The sequence below is a fragment of the Azorhizobium doebereinerae UFLA1-100 genome (assembly GCF_000473085.1).
Lineage (GTDB): Bacteria > Pseudomonadota > Alphaproteobacteria > Rhizobiales > Xanthobacteraceae > Azorhizobium > Azorhizobium doebereinerae.
Window position 1 is genome coordinate 126735 of the sequence record NZ_AXBA01000010.1, and the last position, 16039, is coordinate 142773.

At 71.0% G+C, this 16039-nt stretch carries 13 protein-coding genes; 7 read left to right on the forward strand and 6 right to left on the reverse strand.

The genetic code is table 11. From position 1 onward, the window contains the following. Window positions 1-13: 13 nt before the first annotated feature. From YU1_RS31895 to YU1_RS0108845, 6 genes are all read right to left on the reverse strand, one after another. Window positions 14-388 carry a response regulator gene (locus tag YU1_RS31895; RefSeq protein ID WP_198018873.1) on the reverse strand — a complete coding sequence of 125 codons (375 nt, stop codon included), beginning with the start codon at window positions 386-388 and terminating at the stop codon, window positions 14-16. A 305-nt stretch (window positions 389-693) separates the two neighbouring features. Further along, window positions 694-1206 carry a prolyl-tRNA synthetase associated domain-containing protein gene (locus tag YU1_RS0108825; RefSeq protein ID WP_029003748.1) on the reverse strand — a complete coding sequence of 171 codons (513 nt, stop codon included), beginning with the start codon at window positions 1204-1206 and terminating at the stop codon, window positions 694-696. A 57-nt stretch (window positions 1207-1263) separates the two neighbouring features. Continuing rightward, window positions 1264-1830, reverse strand: a complete 567-nt coding sequence (locus YU1_RS28700) for a sarcosine oxidase subunit gamma (protein WP_051356660.1) — start codon at window positions 1828-1830, stop codon at window positions 1264-1266. Further along, entirely contained in the window at window positions 1823-4831 is a 3009-nt protein-coding gene (locus YU1_RS0108835) for a sarcosine oxidase subunit alpha family protein (protein WP_029003749.1), read from the reverse strand. Before YU1_RS0108835 ends, YU1_RS28700 begins: the two co-directional genes overlap by 8 nt. After that, window positions 4831-5142, reverse strand: a complete 312-nt coding sequence (locus YU1_RS0108840) for a sarcosine oxidase subunit delta (RefSeq protein ID WP_029003750.1) — start codon at window positions 5140-5142, stop codon at window positions 4831-4833. Before YU1_RS0108840 ends, YU1_RS0108835 begins: the two co-directional genes overlap by 1 nt. An 8-nt stretch (window positions 5143-5150) precedes the next feature. Then, complete coding sequence (locus tag YU1_RS0108845; RefSeq protein ID WP_029003751.1) at window positions 5151-6404, reverse strand: sarcosine oxidase subunit beta family protein; 1254 nt, start codon at window positions 6402-6404, stop codon at window positions 5151-5153. Between the two features lie 226 nt (window positions 6405-6630). Between YU1_RS0108845 and YU1_RS0108850 the strand changes: the two genes are divergently transcribed. The 7 genes from YU1_RS0108850 to YU1_RS0108880 are packed head-to-tail and all read left to right on the forward strand — an operon-like array spanning window position 6631 to window position 16036. Further along, a complete protein-coding gene (locus YU1_RS0108850; RefSeq protein ID WP_029003752.1) occupies window positions 6631-7890 on the forward strand; it encodes an aromatic ring-hydroxylating oxygenase subunit alpha in 1260 nt (419 codons plus the stop codon). A 19-nt stretch (window positions 7891-7909) separates the two neighbouring features. Then, a complete protein-coding gene (locus tag YU1_RS0108855; RefSeq protein WP_029003753.1) occupies window positions 7910-9046 on the forward strand; it encodes an FAD-binding oxidoreductase in 1137 nt (378 codons plus the stop codon). Window positions 9047-9061: 15 nt separating this feature from the next. Next, window positions 9062-10072 carry a GlxA family transcriptional regulator gene (locus YU1_RS0108860; RefSeq protein WP_245263270.1) on the forward strand — a complete coding sequence of 337 codons (1011 nt, stop codon included), beginning with the start codon at window positions 9062-9064 and terminating at the stop codon, window positions 10070-10072. 40 nt (window positions 10073-10112) lie between these two features. Continuing rightward, complete coding sequence (locus YU1_RS0108865; RefSeq protein WP_029003755.1) at window positions 10113-12152, forward strand: NADH:flavin oxidoreductase; 2040 nt, start codon at window positions 10113-10115, stop codon at window positions 12150-12152. Between the two features lie 4 nt (window positions 12153-12156). Then, window positions 12157-14079: a DUF3483 domain-containing protein gene (locus YU1_RS0108870; protein WP_029003756.1), complete on the forward strand. Its 1923-nt coding sequence runs from the start codon at window positions 12157-12159 to the stop codon at window positions 14077-14079. Then, window positions 14076-15275: an electron transfer flavoprotein subunit alpha/FixB family protein gene (locus YU1_RS0108875; protein ID WP_029003757.1), complete on the forward strand. Its 1200-nt coding sequence runs from the start codon at window positions 14076-14078 to the stop codon at window positions 15273-15275. Before YU1_RS0108870 ends, YU1_RS0108875 begins: the two co-directional genes overlap by 4 nt. After that, window positions 15272-16036: an electron transfer flavoprotein subunit beta gene (locus YU1_RS0108880; RefSeq protein WP_029003758.1), complete on the forward strand. Its 765-nt coding sequence runs from the start codon at window positions 15272-15274 to the stop codon at window positions 16034-16036. Before YU1_RS0108875 ends, YU1_RS0108880 begins: the two co-directional genes overlap by 4 nt. Window positions 16037-16039: the final 3 nt, after the last annotated feature.

Sequence of the window (16039 nt, forward strand, 5' to 3'; positions counted from 1 at the left end):
GCCGACCGCATGGTCACACCGGCAGGGATCTGATGGCGCGATGCAATGCGTCCAAGACCAGCGGCTTGGGCAGGCAATCCCTGACCCCCGCCGCCTTGGCGCGATCGATGTCGATCCTGCTGGCGTGGCCGGTGACCACGATGAACTGGAGGTTGCGGTCGCCGAATTCGGCGCGGGCGGTTTCGACCAGGGCGATGCCGTCCATGTCCGGCATGCGGATGTCCGTCACCACGATGTGGATGTCGGGACGCGCGCGCAGGGCCTCGACGGCCGCCAGCCCGCTGGGCGCGGAAAAGGCGACGACACCCTCGAAGGCCAGCGCCTCAAGGATCTCATCGAGATATTCCGGCTCGTCGTCCACGATCAGAAGCGGGCTCGTATCGATCACACGGGCGCCCCTCGGAAACGGCGAGGCGTGAGGCTGCGACGCCGTCATGCCCATGGAGAGGATGTTCGCCAATTCGTTGGTCAACAAATTAAACTCGTATGAAGCCGCGATGTCGGACCATGCAGAATCTATGGCTTCCTACGGTCGAGAGGACCCAGTTGAGGTACGGGCGTCAAGAAAAGATACCTCCATTTCGGAAGCAAATGGAGGTCGCGCAAGCATGGCGGGAAATCATCCCTAGCGGTGGGGTCCGAACCCGCTACCGCCGTGGAGATATAAGGCTTCGCCGCGCGGAAGGCGGCACGTCACTCCGAGGGGACGGTGGCTTCCAGGTCTATCGCAAGCGATGAATGTCCGGTGGCCGCGAGGAAGGCGGCGAGCTGCGCCGGGGTCAGCGAAGTGGTCTTCTCGTTGGAGAGCGGATGGCAATTGACCATCTCGGCGGCCAGCAGGCTGGCATCGAGCACCACCTGGACCCGGTGATCGGGATCGTTCACCAGCGCCAGCAGCGAGACCGAGCCGGGCAGCACGCCCAGATGCTCGAACAGCGCCTCGGGCGAGGCGAAGGACAGGCCGCCGCGCGCGCCGATCTTCGCCCGCAGGCCCTTCAGGTCCACCGGCGTGTTTTCCTCCAGCGTCACCAGGAAATAGGTCTTCTTCCCGTCGCGCAGGAACAGGTTCTTGGTGTGGGCGCCGGGGATGTCGCCGCGCAGGGCTTGGGATTCGGCAACGGTGTGAACCGCGGGGTGCTCATAGGTGCGCGCGGCGATGCCGTGGGCGTCGAGGTAGCGCAGGACATCGTCGGGCGTCAGCGGCATGGCGAACCTTCGGGCGGGCCGGAAAAGGGGCGGGAGGCGGGCGTGCGGACACCTGCCTCAGGCGAATTCACGCGCCGCGTCGTTAAGAAAGCCTTGCACATACGGGCCGAAGGAACGCCAGCACTCCACCCGGTAGACAGCGGCCGCGCCAGCGCGCACCAGCACCACGTCCGCTTTGCCGAGCAGCGTGCGCGTGGCGGAGCCGGCCGGAAAGGCCGCATCGGCCAGATCGAGCGGGATGCCCGCGTTGAGCACCTCGCGCCCGTGCGGGCCGGAGACTTCCAGGGCGACGTTGCGGTGGCTGACCTCGACCAGCGAGAACACCCGTCCCGCCAGCGCCGCACCGCACGCCGCCACGATGCGGGCGCCGCTGCCTTCCGGCGCGATCAGCAGCCATTCGTCCGGGCCGAGCCGGGCGGCGATCCCGGCTTGCGTGCTCCGGCAGGTGTTGATCGCGCCCGACAGGTCGAAGCCGCCGGCCTCGGCGAGGGGGGCGATCTCCGCATCATAGACCCGCAGCACGAACCGGGTGGCGGGCCCGAGGGGCTGGACCTGGGTCTGCCCGGCCTTGGGGGCGGGAGCCAGGACGGAGCAGCGGCGGGGGGCCTGGGACGTCTCAAGCATGAGTGTTGGTTCCTGCGATGCCGTTTACCCGCTTGCCTTCCGGGTCGAAGAAGGCGGGCGGCACCACCCGGGCGGCGGTGAAGCCGGTGGGCGTGGTGACGTGGAGCGTGTCGTTGATCCGGGCCCGCCCGCCGGCCACCAGGGCCATGGCGACGGGGCGGCCGCAGGCGGCGCTGTCATAGGACGAGGTGACGTGGCCGAGCATGGTCATGGGCACCGGCTGGCGCGTGTCGGCGACGATCTGCGCGCCTTCCTCCAGCAGGGTCCGTCCGTCCTCCGTGAGCAGCCCGACCAGTTGCTTGCGGTCGGGCAGCGTCATGTCGGGGCGGGCGAGGGAGCGCTTGCCGACGAAATCCGGCTTGGCCTTGGACACCATGCCGCCGAGGCCGAGGTCGTCCGGCGTCACCGTGCCGTCGGTGTCCTGGCCGACGATGATGAAGCCGCGCTCGGCGCGCAGCACGTGCATCGTCTCGGTGCCGTAGGGCGTGATGCCGAACGGCGCACCGCGGGCCACGAGCGCTTCCCACACCGCGCGGGCATGGTCCGCCTGGACGTTGATCTCGAAGCCCATCTCGCCGGTGAAGGAGACACGGAACAGCCGGGTCGGGATGCCCATGATGTGGCCGGTGCGGATCGCCATGTGCGGAAAGGCTTCGGGCGACAGGTCGATGTCGTCCACCAGCGGCGCCAGCACGTCGCGGGCGCGCGGCCCCTGGAGCGCGATCACCGCCCATTCCTCGGTGGTGGAGGTGGCGAAGACCTTCAGGTCCGGCCATTCGGTCTGGAGATAGTCCTCCATATGGGCCAGCACGCGGGGCGCGCCGCCCGTGGTGGTGGTGACATGGAAGCAGTCGGGCGCGATGCGGGCCACCACGCCGTCATCGAAGACGAAGCCGTCTTCCTTCAGCATCAGGCCGTAGCGGCACTTGCCGGGCTCCAGCTTCAGCCAGGCATTGGGATAGATGCGGTTGAGGAACTCGGCCGCGTCCGGTCCCGTCACCTCGATCTTGCCCAGCGTGGACGCATCGAAGATGCCGACGCCCTCGCGCACCGCCTTGCACTCGCGCCGGACCGCGGCGTGCATGTCCTCGCCGGCCTGCGGGAAGTACCAGGCCCGCCGCCAGAGCGCGACATTCTCGAACACCGCGCCGTGCTCCGCCGCCCAGTCGTGCAGCGGCGCCTGCCGGATGGGATCGAACAGCGCGTCGCGGCTGGCGCCGATGATGGCGCCGAAGGTCACCGGCGTGTACGGCGGACGGAAGGTGGTGGTGCCGATCTGCGGCACCGGCCGGTCCAGCGCCTCGGACAGGATGCCCAGCGCCGCCATGTTGGAGGTCTTGCCCTGGTCGGTCGCCATGCCGGTGGTGGTGTAGCGCTTCACATGCTCGACGCTCTCGAACCCCTCCCGGATGGCGAGGCGGATGTCCTTGGCGGTCACGTCGTTCTGAAAGTCGAGGAAGGCCCGCACCTTGGCCGGGTCCGCATCGGAACGCAGGACGCGCACCGGCTTGAAGCCGACCGGAGTCGCGGGGGTGACAGCGAAGTCGCGCGCGGCCTCGCTCCGCGCCGCCGCCGCACCGCCGGCCCAGCCCTCGGCCAGGATGGCGGCGAGGTCGAACGTGCCGGCGCAGGCGCCGACGGAGCGCTCCTTCTGCACCGAGCTGCCGGGCACGAAGGCGTCGAGGTCGGTGCGGAAGGACAGCTTGCCGCGGGACTGGGAGAACAGGTGGACGCTCGGCGTCCAGCCGCCGGAGAGGCCGGCGCAGTCGCAGGGCAGGGTGGTGCGCGCGCCGATGATGCCGTCCGCCGTCACCGGCGCCACGATGAGGCCGGTGACGCTCTTGCGGCCGGTGGAGCCGAGGACGGTGTGCCCGGTGAGGTGGCGGACGCCGGCGATGAGCGCGCGCTCGGCGCCGATGGCGCTGTCGGGACGGACGTCGACCAGCGTGACGTCGAGCCCCGCCGCCTTGGCATCCGCCGCCGCGCGATAGGCGGAGGCACCGCTGGTGACGAACACGATGCGCCGGCCGGGGGCGACGCCGTAGCGGTTCACATAGACCCGCACGCTCTCCGCCAGCATGATGCCGGGGCGGTCGTTGTCGGCGAAGGCGAGCGGGCGCTCATGGGCGCCGGTGGCGATCACCACCTCCTTGGCACGCACCTGCCACAGCCGCTCGCGCGGCAGGTCCGGCGCGGGATCGGCCAGGTGGTCCGTCACCCGCTCCGTCAGCACGATGTGGTTGTGGTTGTAATAGCCGAAGGCCGTGGTGCGCGGCAGCAGCGTCACGTTGGCCAGGGCGGCGAGGTCGGCACGGCTTTCGGCCAGCCATTCTGCGGCGGGCTTGCCGTCGATATGGGCGGTGGTCTCGTGCAGCAGGCTGCCGCCCAGCTCCGCCTGCTCGTCGGCCAGGATCACCCGCGCGCCGGTCTGCGCGGCGGCGCGGGCGGCGGCGAGGCCCGCCGGGCCGGCGCCCACCACCAGCACGTCGCAATGGGCGTGGCGGTGGACATAGCGGTCGGGATCCGCCGCGTCAGGGGCGACGCCGAGGCCGGCGGCGGCGCGGATGGCGGGCTCGTAGAATTTGTCCCAGAACGCGCGAGGCCACATGAAGGTCTTGTAGTAGAAGCCCGCCACGAACACCGGCGAGAGCCAGTCGTTGACCGCGCCGACATCGTGCTCCAGCGAGGGCCAGTGGTTCTGCGAGGCCACCTTCAGGCCGGCGGTGGCCTCCACCATGGTGGCGCGGTTGTTGGGATCGACCCGCCCCGGCCCGCGATCGACGCTGAGCAGGGCGTTCGGCTCGTCCGCGCCATGGGTGAGGATGCCGCGCGGCCGGTGGTATTTGAACGAGCGGCCGGCGAGCTTCACGCCATTGGCGAGCAAGGCCGAGGCGACGGTGTCGCCGGCATAGGCTTCCACGGCGGCGCCGTTGAAGGTGAAGTGCAGCGGACGGGCGCGGTCGATGCGGCCGCCGCGCGGCAGGCGGTGCGACTGGGGCATCAGCGGGCTCCCGCCTTCGAGGTGTCGGACGGGGCGCTCACGTCGGGACGCGGCTCGCCCATCCTGTAGCTGGCGAGGAAGGTGTCGCTCACGGTGTTGCGCAGCGCGTTGAACCAGCGGCCGCAGCCGTGCAGGTGGCGCCAGCGCTCCGCATGGACGCCCTTGGGGTTGGAGCGTTCGAACAGATAGGCGGCCCAATCCGCGTCACTGAGCGCGGACGGCGTCTCGGGGCGGGCGATATGGGCCTCGCCGCCGCAGTGGAATTCGATTTCCGGGCGGGCGCCGCAATAGGGACAGGTCACGAGCAGCATGGCGGACCTCAGTGCGCCACAGCCGCCGCCGCCGCTTCGTCGATGAGGCGGCCGGTGCGGAAGCGGTCGAGGGTGAAGGGCGCGTTGATGGGGTGGGGTTCGTCGCGCGCGATGGTGTGGGCGAAGACGTTGGCCGAGCCGGGGCTGGCCTTGAAGCCGCCGGTGCCCCAGCCGCAGTTCACATAGAGCCCCTTCACCGGCGTCTTGCCGATGATGGGCGAGCGGTCCGGCGTCACGTCCACGATGCCGCCCCAGGAGCGCATCATCTTCATGCGGGTGAACTGCGGGAACAATTCGCAGATGGCATCCAGCGTGTGGGTGGTGATGTGCAGCCCGCCCTGCTGGCTGTAGGACACATACTGGTCCGTGCCGGCACCGATGACGAGCTCGCCCTTGTCCGACTGCGAGATGTAGGCATGCACCGCGTTGGACATGAGCACGCAGGGAAAGCACGGCTTCACCGGCTCGGACACCAGCGCCTGGAGCGGGAAACTCTCCAGCGGCATGCGCACGCCGGCAAGACCCATCACCATGCTGGTGTGGCCGGAAGCGGAGACGCCGATCTTCTTGGTCTTGATGCTGCCGCGCGTGGTGTCCACCCCCGTCACCGCACCGTCGGGGCCGCGATGGATGGCGGTGACCTCGCAATTCTCGATGATGTCCACGCCCATGGCGTCGGCACCGCGGGCATAGCCCCACACCACCGCGTCATGGCGGGCGGTGCCGCCGCGCCGCTGCAAGGCGGCGCCCATCACCGGATAGCGGATGTCGGGCGAGATGTTCAGCGGCGGGCAGAAGGCCTTGGCCTCTTCCGGGGTGAGCCACTCATTGTCGATGCCGTTGAGCCGGTTGGCATAGACGTGGCGCTTGAAGCTCTGCACGTCATGGACGTTGTGCGCCAGCATCAGCACGCCGCGCTGGGAGAACATGACGTTGTAGTTCAGTTCCTCCGAGAGCCCTTCCCACAGCTTGACCGCATGCTCGTAGAGCGCGGCGCTCTCGTCATAGAGATAGTTGGAGCGGATGATGGTGGTGTTGCGGCCCGAATTGCCGCCGCCGATCCAGCCCTTCTCCAGCACCGCGATATTGGTCAGGCCGTGCTGCTTGGCGAGGTAATAGGCCGCGCCGAGGCCGTGCGAGCCGCCGCCGATGATCACGGCGTCGTAGGCGGGCTTGGGGTCCGGCTTGCGCCATTGGCGCGGCCAGCCCTGGTGGGCGTTCATCGCCTCCGACAGGAGGGAGGTCAGCGAGAAGCGGCGCATGGGCCAGTGTTCCCCTTGTTCTGCCGTGCAAGGTGCACCAGGGCACCGGCGACAGTTCGTCCGCTTGCGACCCCGTTCTGGAACAAATCCGACATCCGCCGCCCTCTCGTCCATGTGGCGGAAATTCGATAGAATATGTCGCTCCTGAGAAAGCGGAACCGCGGTTTCAGGTTGAACACTTCCAGTGTGGACGTGCGGCGCCCCGGCACGCGGCAGGAGGATGGACATGCTGGACACGACGGATACCCGCCTTGAGGCCTTGCTGCGCCGCCGCCGGCCGGGCTACAGCCTGGAGGCGCCGTTCTACACGGACCCCGACATCTTCGCCGCCGACCTCGACATCATCTTCGGCCGCCACTGGATCTATGTGGGCGTGGAGCCGGACGTGCCGGAGCCGGGCGATGCCATGGTCGTCGATATCGGCAGGACCTCCGTCATCATCGCCCGCAACGACGACGGTGAGGTCCGCGCCTTCCACAACGTCTGCCGCCATCGCGGCGCGCGGCTGCTCCAGGACTACAAGACCACGGTCGGCAACCTCGTCTGCCGCTACCATGCCTGGACCTATGATCTCGACGGCAAGCTGCTGTTCGCCGAGCACATGGGCAAGGAGTTCGACGCTTCCTGCCATGGCCTCAAGCCGGTGCATATCCGCTCGCTGGAAGGGCTGCTGTTCATCTGCCTCGCCGACGATCCGCCGGCGGATTTCGACGCGATGGCGGCGCGCATGGCGCCCTATCTGGCGCCGCATGACCTCCGGAACGCCAAGGTCGCCTTCGAGAGCGAGCTGATCGAGCCGGGCAACTGGAAGCTGGTCATGGAGAACAACCGCGAGTGCTACCACTGCGCGGGCAACCATCCCGAATTGACCGTGCCGCTGTTCGCCTATGGCTTCGGATTTGCGCCGGAGGAACTGGACGAGATGGGCCGCCTGGAGGCCCAGCGCTATGCGGAGCTGGTGAAGGACAGCCACGGACAATGGGAAAGCTGCGGCTTTCCCTCGCAGATGATCGAGCACCTGGACGACATGGTCACCGGCTATCGCACCGAGCGCCTGCCGCTGGACGGTGCCGGCGAGAGCCATACCGGCGACACCAAGGCCGCCTGCAGGAAGCTGCTCGGCGCCATCAACGACCCCCAGCACGGCGCCCTGCATTTCTGGACCCAGCCCAACAGCTGGCATCATTTCATGAGCGACCATGTGGTCACCTTCTCGGTCATCCCGCTGGATGCCGAGCGCACCCTCCTGCGCACCAAATGGCTGGTGCACAAGGACGCGGTGGAGGGTGTCGATTACGACGTCGCGAACCTCACCGCCGTCTGGCAGGCCACCAATGTGCAGGATTCGGAGCTGGTGGGCTTCTGCCAGCAGGGCGCGGCCAGCCCGGCCTATGAGCCCGGCCCCTATTCGCCCCACACCGAGATGCTGGTGGAGAAATTCTGCAACTGGTACGTGGGCCGCATGCGCGCCCATGACGCGCGCTGAGCCGGCGGCGCGCTGATCCATGGACGCTCTCGCCATCCGCCCTGATCCCCGCCTCGCGGCCTTGAGCGAGGCCCCGCCCGCCTGGGACCCGGAGCGCGACGACGCGCTCATCGTGCGGCAGGTCCGGCAGGAGACGCCGGACGTCAAGACCTTCGTCCTCGCACCCGCCGTTCCGGCGCGCTTCGTCTATGAGCCGGGCCAGTTCATCACGCTCGACCTCGACATCGACGGCGCTCGGGTGAACCGCTGCTACACCTTGTCCTCGACGCCGACGCGGCCGGGCACGGTGTCCATCACCGTCAAGCGCGTGCCGGGCGGGCCGGTGTCCGGCTTCCTCCACGACCGGGTGGGGGAGGGCAGCGTGCTGCGCGCCGTGGGTCCCATGGGGGATTTCACCTGCGCCCGTCACGCGGCGGAAAAGTACCTGTTCCTCTCCGGCGGCAGCGGCATCACGCCGGTCATGTCCATGGCCCGCGCCCATCTCGATCTCGCCACCCGCGCCGACATCGTCTTCCTGCACAGCGCGCGCACGCCGGCGGACATCATCTTCCGCGCCGAGCTGGAACTGATGGCACGCAACGAGCCGCGCTTCCGCTTCGCCGCCATCTGCGAGGCGGATGCGCCGTTCGAGCCGTGGCACGGCCTGCGCGGGCGCCTCGCGCCGGCGCACCTGGAGGCGGTGGCGCCGGACTTCCGCGAGCGGGAAGTCTTCGTCTGCGGCCCGGCGCCCTACATGGCGGCGGTGCGCGAGATGCTGCGCGCGGCGGGCTTCGACATGGCCCGTCATCACGAGGAGAGCTTCGACTTCGCGGCGCTGGCCTCCGCCGAGCCGCAGGTGGCCGAGGAGGCGGTGGCCGCGGCGGCGCACATGGAAGCCGAGCCGGCACCCGCCCGCACCTTTCGCGTGGAATTCCGCAAGAGCGGTCGTACCATCGATTGCCCCGCCGACATGAACGTGCTGGAGGCGGCCCGCCGCGCCGGGCTGCGCCTGCCGTCGTCCTGCACCAAGGGGCTGTGCGGCACCTGCAAGAGCAAGCTGGTCTCCGGCAGCGTGGAGATGAAGCACGGCGGCGGCATCCGCCAGCGCGAGATCGACGCGGGCCTGGCGCTGATCTGCTGCGCCAAGCCCACCAGCGACCTTGTGATCGAACGCTGAAGGGAGGACGGCAAGATGGCCCGCGGCGTTGCCCCCACCATGCCCATCACCCCCCTCGCCTCCATCCGGCCCGCCGAGGCGCCGTTCGCCCGCCTGCGGCGCATCGGCTTCCTGACCCTGCCGAACTATTCCATGATCGCGCTGTCGAACGCGCTCGAAGCCTGCCGCATGGCCAATTACGTCAGCGGGCGGGAGATCTATTCCTGGCAGGTGCTGACGCCCGACGGCGCGCCCGCCCAGGCCAGCAATGGCCTCTCCCTGAGCCCGACCATCCCACTCTCCGACGCGCGGACGCCGGACCTGGTGATGGTGTGCGGCGGCATCGACGTGCGCCAGGCGGTGGCGCGCGGCACCCGCGAGGCGCTGCGCCGCGCGGCCCGCAAGGGGGCCATGCTCGGGGCGCTCTGCACCGGCACGTTCGCGCTGGCGGAGGCCGGCCTGCTGGACGGCTATCGGTGCGCCATCCATTGGGAGAATCTCGCCGCCATCCGCGAGGAGTTTCCCGACGTCGCCTTCCAGGAGGACGCCTTCGTCATCGATCGCGACCGGATGACCTGCACCGGCGGTGTGGCGCCGCTGGACATGATGCTGGTGATGATCGCGGCGGCGCTCGGTGCGCGGACCGCCGGTGCGGTGGCCGAGCAGTTCATCGTGCGCCGCGCCGGAACGCCGGAGCGGCAGAAGGCCGCCGTCAGCCCGGAGATCGCCGCCCGGACGCCGGCCATCGCCAGGGCGGTGGAGGTGATGTCGCGCCATCTCGACCGCCCCCTGCCGGTGGCTGACGTGGCGGCGGCGGCCGGGCTTTCCCAGCGCCAGATGGAACGGTTCTTCCGGCGCCATCTCGCAGCCTCGCCTGCCGCCTTCTACCTCGACCTGCGCCTCGCCCGCGCCCGCGAACTGCTCCGCCTGTCGCCCTTGCCGGTGACCGATGTGGCGCTCGCCTGCGGCTTCCAGTCCGCCGCCCATTTCTCCGTCGCCTACGGGCGGCGCTACGGCCATCCGCCCCGGGCGGAACGCGCCGCGTGACCGATCTTTCCGCCCCCGCTTGCGCGATTGGAGCCGCCCGATGATCGCCAATGCCGATGCGCTGCTGAAGCCGCTGACCCTGAAGGGCCTGACCATCCGCAACCGGGTGATGAGCACCAGCCATGCCCCGGGCTATGGCAAGGAGGGCAAGCCGCAGGAGCGCTACCAGCTCTATCACGAGGAAAAGGCCAAGGGCGGCATCGGGCTGACCATGTTCGGCGGCTCGTCCTCGGTGGCGCTGGACAGCCCGGCGGCGCCCTGGAACCAGGTGTCGGTGGCGGACGACAGCGTCATCCCCTTCTTCCAGGCCTTCTCGGACCGCATCCATCGGCATGGGGCGAAGCTGATGATCCAGCTCACCCACATGGGCCGGCGGACCAAATGGGACACGGAGAACTGGTTCCCCACCGTGTCGTCTTCGCCCCGGCGCGAGCCGGCCTCGCGCACCATCCCCAAGGAACTGGAGCCGGAGGAGATCGCCCGCATCATTGCCGACTTCGCCGCCGCCGCCCGCCGCTGCCGCGAGGGCGGGCTCGACGGCTGCGAGGTCTCCGCCGCCCATGGCCATCTCATCGACCAGTTCTGGTCGCCGTCCGTAAATCAGCGCACGGACGGTTATGGCGGGAGCCTTGCCAACCGCATGCGCTTCGGCCGCGAGGTGCTGGAGGCCATGCGCCGGGCGGCGGGGGACGATTACGTCATCGGCATCCGCATGTCTGGCGACGAGATGATCGCCGACGGCCTCTCGCACGAGGACTGCGTGGAGATCGCCGCCACCTATGCCCGCGACGGGCTGGTGGATTTCGTCAACGTGCTGGGCGGGCAGGCGCGGGACGACATGGCCCACGCCATCTCGCTGCCCAACATGTCCTTCCCCGTCGCGCCCTTCCTGCACCTGCCCAGCGCCATCAAGCGCGAGGTGGACGTGCCGGTGTTCCATGCCCAGCGCGTCACCGATCTCGCCACCGCCGCCCGCGCGGTGGCCGACGGCCATGTGGACATGGTGGCCATGACCCGCGCCCATATCGCCGATCCGCATCTGGTGCAGAAGCTGATCGAGGGGCGGGACGACGACATCCGCCAGTGCGTGGGGGCGGGCTACTGCATCGACCGCATCTATGTGGGCGGCGATGCGCTGTGCATCCAGAACGCCGCCACGGGCCGCGAGGCCACCATGCCCCACGTCATCCCGAAGGCGGACGTGCGGCGCAGGGTCGTGATCGTCGGCGCCGGCCCCGGCGGGCTGGAAGCCGCCCGCGTCTGCGCCGAGCGCGGCCATTCCGTCGTGCTGTTCGAGAAGAATGCGGCGGCCGGCGGCCAGATCAACCTCGCCGCCAAGGCCGGCTGGCGCGAGGCTCTGTCCGGTATTCCGCGCTGGCTGGCAGGCCAGGTCACCAGGCTCGGTGTCGACCTCCGGCTGGGTGTCGAGGCGAGCGAGGCCGCGATCCTCGCCGAGCAGCCGGACGTGGTCATCATCGCCACCGGAGGAAAGCCCAGCCACGGCCACGCCAAGGGGGCGGAGCGGGCGCTCACCACAGCGGACGTGCTGTCCGGTGCGGTGGAGCTGTCGGGCACGGTGCTGCTGTTCGACGAGATGGGCCAGCACAATGCCGCCTCCACCGCCGAGCAACTGGCCAGGCGCGGTTGCCTGGTGGAGTTCGTCACCGCCGACCGCTACGTGGCGCAGGAGGTGGGCACCACCAACCAGCCGATCCATTATCGCGAGCTCTACAAGCTCGGCGTCGTGTTCTCGCCGAACCTCGACCTGATCGAGATCTATCCCGAGGGCAACCGTCTGGTGGCCGCGCTGCGCAACACCTTCACCGACGCGGAGGAGGAGCGGCTTGTCGACCACGTGGTCGTCGAATACGGCACCTTGCCGGTGGACGGGGTCTACCACGCGCTGAAGGCCGGCTCGGTGAATGCCGGGCAGATCGACCTTGGCGCCATCGTGCGCGGCGAGCCGCAGCCTTACGACCTGTCCCAGGGCTTCGCCCTCTATCGCGTGGGGGACGCGCTCGCCGGGCGCAACATCCACGCCGCCATCTACGACGCTCTGCGCCTCTGCAAGGACCTCTAGGGCCATGCCCGCCTTCGGTTTTCCGTTGCTGGTCTGGCTGATGGCGGCGGTGGCTGCCGCCGCTGTCGCCGGGCGCGCGCTGCGCTGGCAGTGGGGCCGGCCGGCGCGGGTCGATTGGTGGGCCGGACTGCGCGCCGTGCCGAGGCGCTATCTGGTGGACGTGCATCACGTGGTGGCACGCGATTCCCAGGCGGCGCGCATGCACATGCTGGCGGCGGGGGGCCTGCTGGCGGGATCGGGCCTTGCGGCGCTCGGCGTGATCCCGCCGCTCGGGGCCTCCCGGCTCTGGTGGGCGGTGGTGGCGCTCGCCTTCGCCGTCATGCTCGCGGGGGCGTTCCTGGTCGGCGCGCGGCGCTTTCCCGTGCGTCCCGCGCGTCTCTCCGGCGGGCGGTTCCAACTGCTGCCCGTGCTGCTGCTGGGCTATGGGCTCGGCGGCTTCTGCCTAGCCGCCGGGGCGGCGGCGGGGTTGCCGGCGGGGCGCGCCGTGCTGGCGGTGACCGCGGGCTGCGGCCTCGCGCTGGCCTGGTTCACCGGCAAGGGGCCCATGCGCCACGCGGCGGCGGGGACGCTGCATCTGGCGGCCCATCCGCGTCCCGCGCGATTCGCGGGCCAGCGCGACGTGGCGCTCCAGCCGGTGGACCTGAATGCGGAGCGCCTGGGCGTCGAGACGCCGGCGGATTTCGCCTGGAACCGGCTGCTGGGCTTCGATGCCTGCGTGCAATGCGGCCGCTGCGAGACGGCCTGCCCGGCGTTCGCCGCCGGTCAGCCGCTGAACCCCAAGCGGCTGATCCAGGATCTCGTGGCCGCGCTGGAGCCGCCGGGCCCAGCGCCCGCCTATGCCGGCAGCCCCTATCCCAACGCCCGGCCGGTGGCGGGCCGGGGCGGGCGGCATGCGCCCATCATCGGCGCGGGGGCGATGATCCATCCCGATACGCTGTGGTCCTGCACCACTTGCCGGGCCTGCGTCGCGGAATGCCCGATGATGATCGAGCATGTGGATGCGGTCATCGACCTGCGCCGCCACCAGACGCTGATGCTGGGCGCCGTGCCCGAGAAGGCAGCGGCCCGGCTCGACGACCTGCGCGACACGGACGAGGCGAACGGCCACGGGCTCGCCGCCCGCGCCGATTTCGCCGCCGGCCTCGATGTGCCGGTGCTGGCGCCGGGCGGGCGGGCGGACGTGCTGCTGTGGCTGGGCGAGGGGGCCTATGACCTGCGCTACGGGCGCACGCTGCGGGCGCTGGTCCGCCTGCTGCGGGCGGCGGGGGTGGACTTCGCCATCCTCGGCGCGGCGGAGAAGGATTGCGGCGACATCGCCCGGCGCCTCGGCGACGAGGCGACCTTTGCCCGCCTCGCGCGGGAGAATGTGGCGACGCTGGCGGGCGTGGGCTTCTCCCGCATCCTCACCGCCGATCCGCACGCGCTGAACAGCCTGCGCAACGACTATCCCGCCTTCGGCGGCCGGTACGAGGTGTGGCACCACACCGCTTTCCTGGATGCCCTGGTGGCGGAGGGGCGGCTCGCGGTCGGCGCGCTCTCCGGCCAGACCGTCACCTATCACGACCCCTGCTATCTCGGCCGCTACAACGGCGAGGTGGAGGCGCCGCGCCGCCTACTGGATGCGCTGGGTCTCGCCCGCACCGAGATGGCCCGCAGCGGCGCGCGCGCGCTCTGCTGCGGCGGAGGTGGCGGCGCGCCCTTGAGCGACGTCGCGGGCGACCGCCGCATTCCCGATTTACGCATGGAGCAGGCCCGCGCCACGGGCGCCGCCCTGCTCGCGGTGGCCTGTCCCGGCTGCACCGCCATGCTGGAAGGCGTCACCGGCGCGCGGCCCGAGGTACGCGACGTGGCCGAGCTGGTGCTCGCCGCCTGGGAGGCAGGGCAGGGTGCGCCGGCGAAACGCGCCGCTCTGGAGCTTCAGGCATGAGCCGCCCGCGCCGCGATCCGCGCGCCGAGCGCGCCGCCCGCCTGGTGCCGTCCAAGGGGCGGCCGCGGCTGGCCCTTGGCCTGGCCGGCGGTTCCGTTCGGCCGCGCCGTGACCCGCGCGCGGAGCGGATCGCCCTGGAGGTCGAGGGCGCGGCGCGGCGGCGGTTCGATCTCGCCGCCACCGGGCAAGGGCCGGTGGCTGCCGTCGCGACACCGCGACCGGACGTGCCGGCGGCCGGCGCGGCACCGGAGCTGCGCCTCATCCCCAACCCCGCCTTCCTGGTCTTCGCGGTGGCGGATGCGTCGGACGGGCATCTCACGGTCCAGGACCGCCAGGTGCTTGGTGCCGCGCGCGGGCTGGCGGATGCCGGTGGCGGCGCGGTGGTGCTGCTGTCCCCCAGCCTGCCGGAGGAGGCGGGCGCGGCGGGCGCCGACCGCAGTGCGCGGCTTGCGGTGGCCGATGATGCGGATGTGCGCGCCGACGCGCTGGTCGCCGCCATTACGACGCTTGGGCCGCGCCATGTGCTCTGGCCCGAGAGCCGGGCCGGGGGCGACCTTGCCCGACGCGTCGCCGTGCGCCTCGGCGAGGACCTGTTCTGCGGCGCCGAGCAGGTGAGCGCGAGCATCGTCTCCCGCCCGGCCAAGGGCGGGCGCGTGGAGCAGCGCCGGGCGCCGCCGCGCCTCGTCACCCTGGCGGACGGCGCCGCCGCGCCGCATCGGCGCACGCGTCACGAGGCGCGGGTGCTGGACCTTCCCGCATCCGCTCCGCCGACCGACGGCAGCGCCATCCTGAGCGTGGAGGACATTCCCGCCGATCCCTCGACCGTCGCGCTGGCGGAAGCGGATTTCGTGGTCTCGGCCGGCCATGGCGTCACGGATTTCGCCGGCTTCGGCGCGCTTGCGCGGGCGCTCGGCGCCACGCCGGGGGCGAGCCGCATGGTGTGCGATGCCGGCCTGATGCCGCGCGCGGCCCAGGTGGGCGCCTCCGGCACCGTGCTGGCGGCGCGCTGCTATTTCGCCCTCGGCATCGCCGGGGCGCCGCAGCACCTCCAGGGGGTAGCGGCCTGCGAGTATGTGGTGGCGGTGAATACCGATCTCCATGCAGCGATGGTCGAGCGGGCGGGGCTCGCCATCGTCGCCGACGCGCAGGAGGTGATGCCCGCGCTCATCGCCGCTCTGGCGGAGGAGGGGGCATGAAGGCGATCGTGCTGCTGTCGCAGGGTGTCCACCCGGTGTCCGGCAAGTCCTGTCTGCCGCGCCCGGAGGCGCAGGCAGCGCGGCTCGCGGCGGGGCTCGATCCCCTGCCCACCGGCTTGCATGCCGGCCCCGGCCAGGAGGCGGTGCGCGAGGCCCTGGGGCGCGGCCTCGCCCATCTCACCCATCTGGCGATGGAGGACGGGGCCGATCCCGTGCCGGCGCTGGTCGCGGCGCTCGCGGCGGCGGCTCCCGACCTGGTGCTCGCCGGTCCGCGCGGGCAGGGCGGGGCCGATACCGGGCTCGTGCCCTATGCGCTCGCCCATGCGCTCGGCTGGCCGCTTGTTGCCGACCTCGTGGCGCTGGAGCCCGGCACCGAACCGGGTACGCTGAAGATCGAGCAGGCCCTGCCCAAGGGCGCGCGGCGGCGGATCGTCGTCCGCCTGCCCGCCGTGGTGACGGTCCATCCCGGCGCCCCGGCACCGCTGCCCTTCGCCTTCGGCCGGGCGCGGGCGGGCGGCATGATCCGCCGCGCGGTCGCCACCCCGCCGCCGGCGCCCATAGAGGGCTTGATGGAGAAGTCCTACCGCAAGCGGCCGAAGGTGATGGGGCAGGCCGGCGGCACGGCCGCCGAGCGGCTCGCCGCCGTCACCGGCGGCGGGGCGGGGACGGGGCGGGTCCTGGTCAACCCGGCGCCGGGCGAAGCGGCGCGGGAGATCATCGCCTTCCTGCGCGGCATCGGGGTGCTGAAGGCACGCGCCTGACGG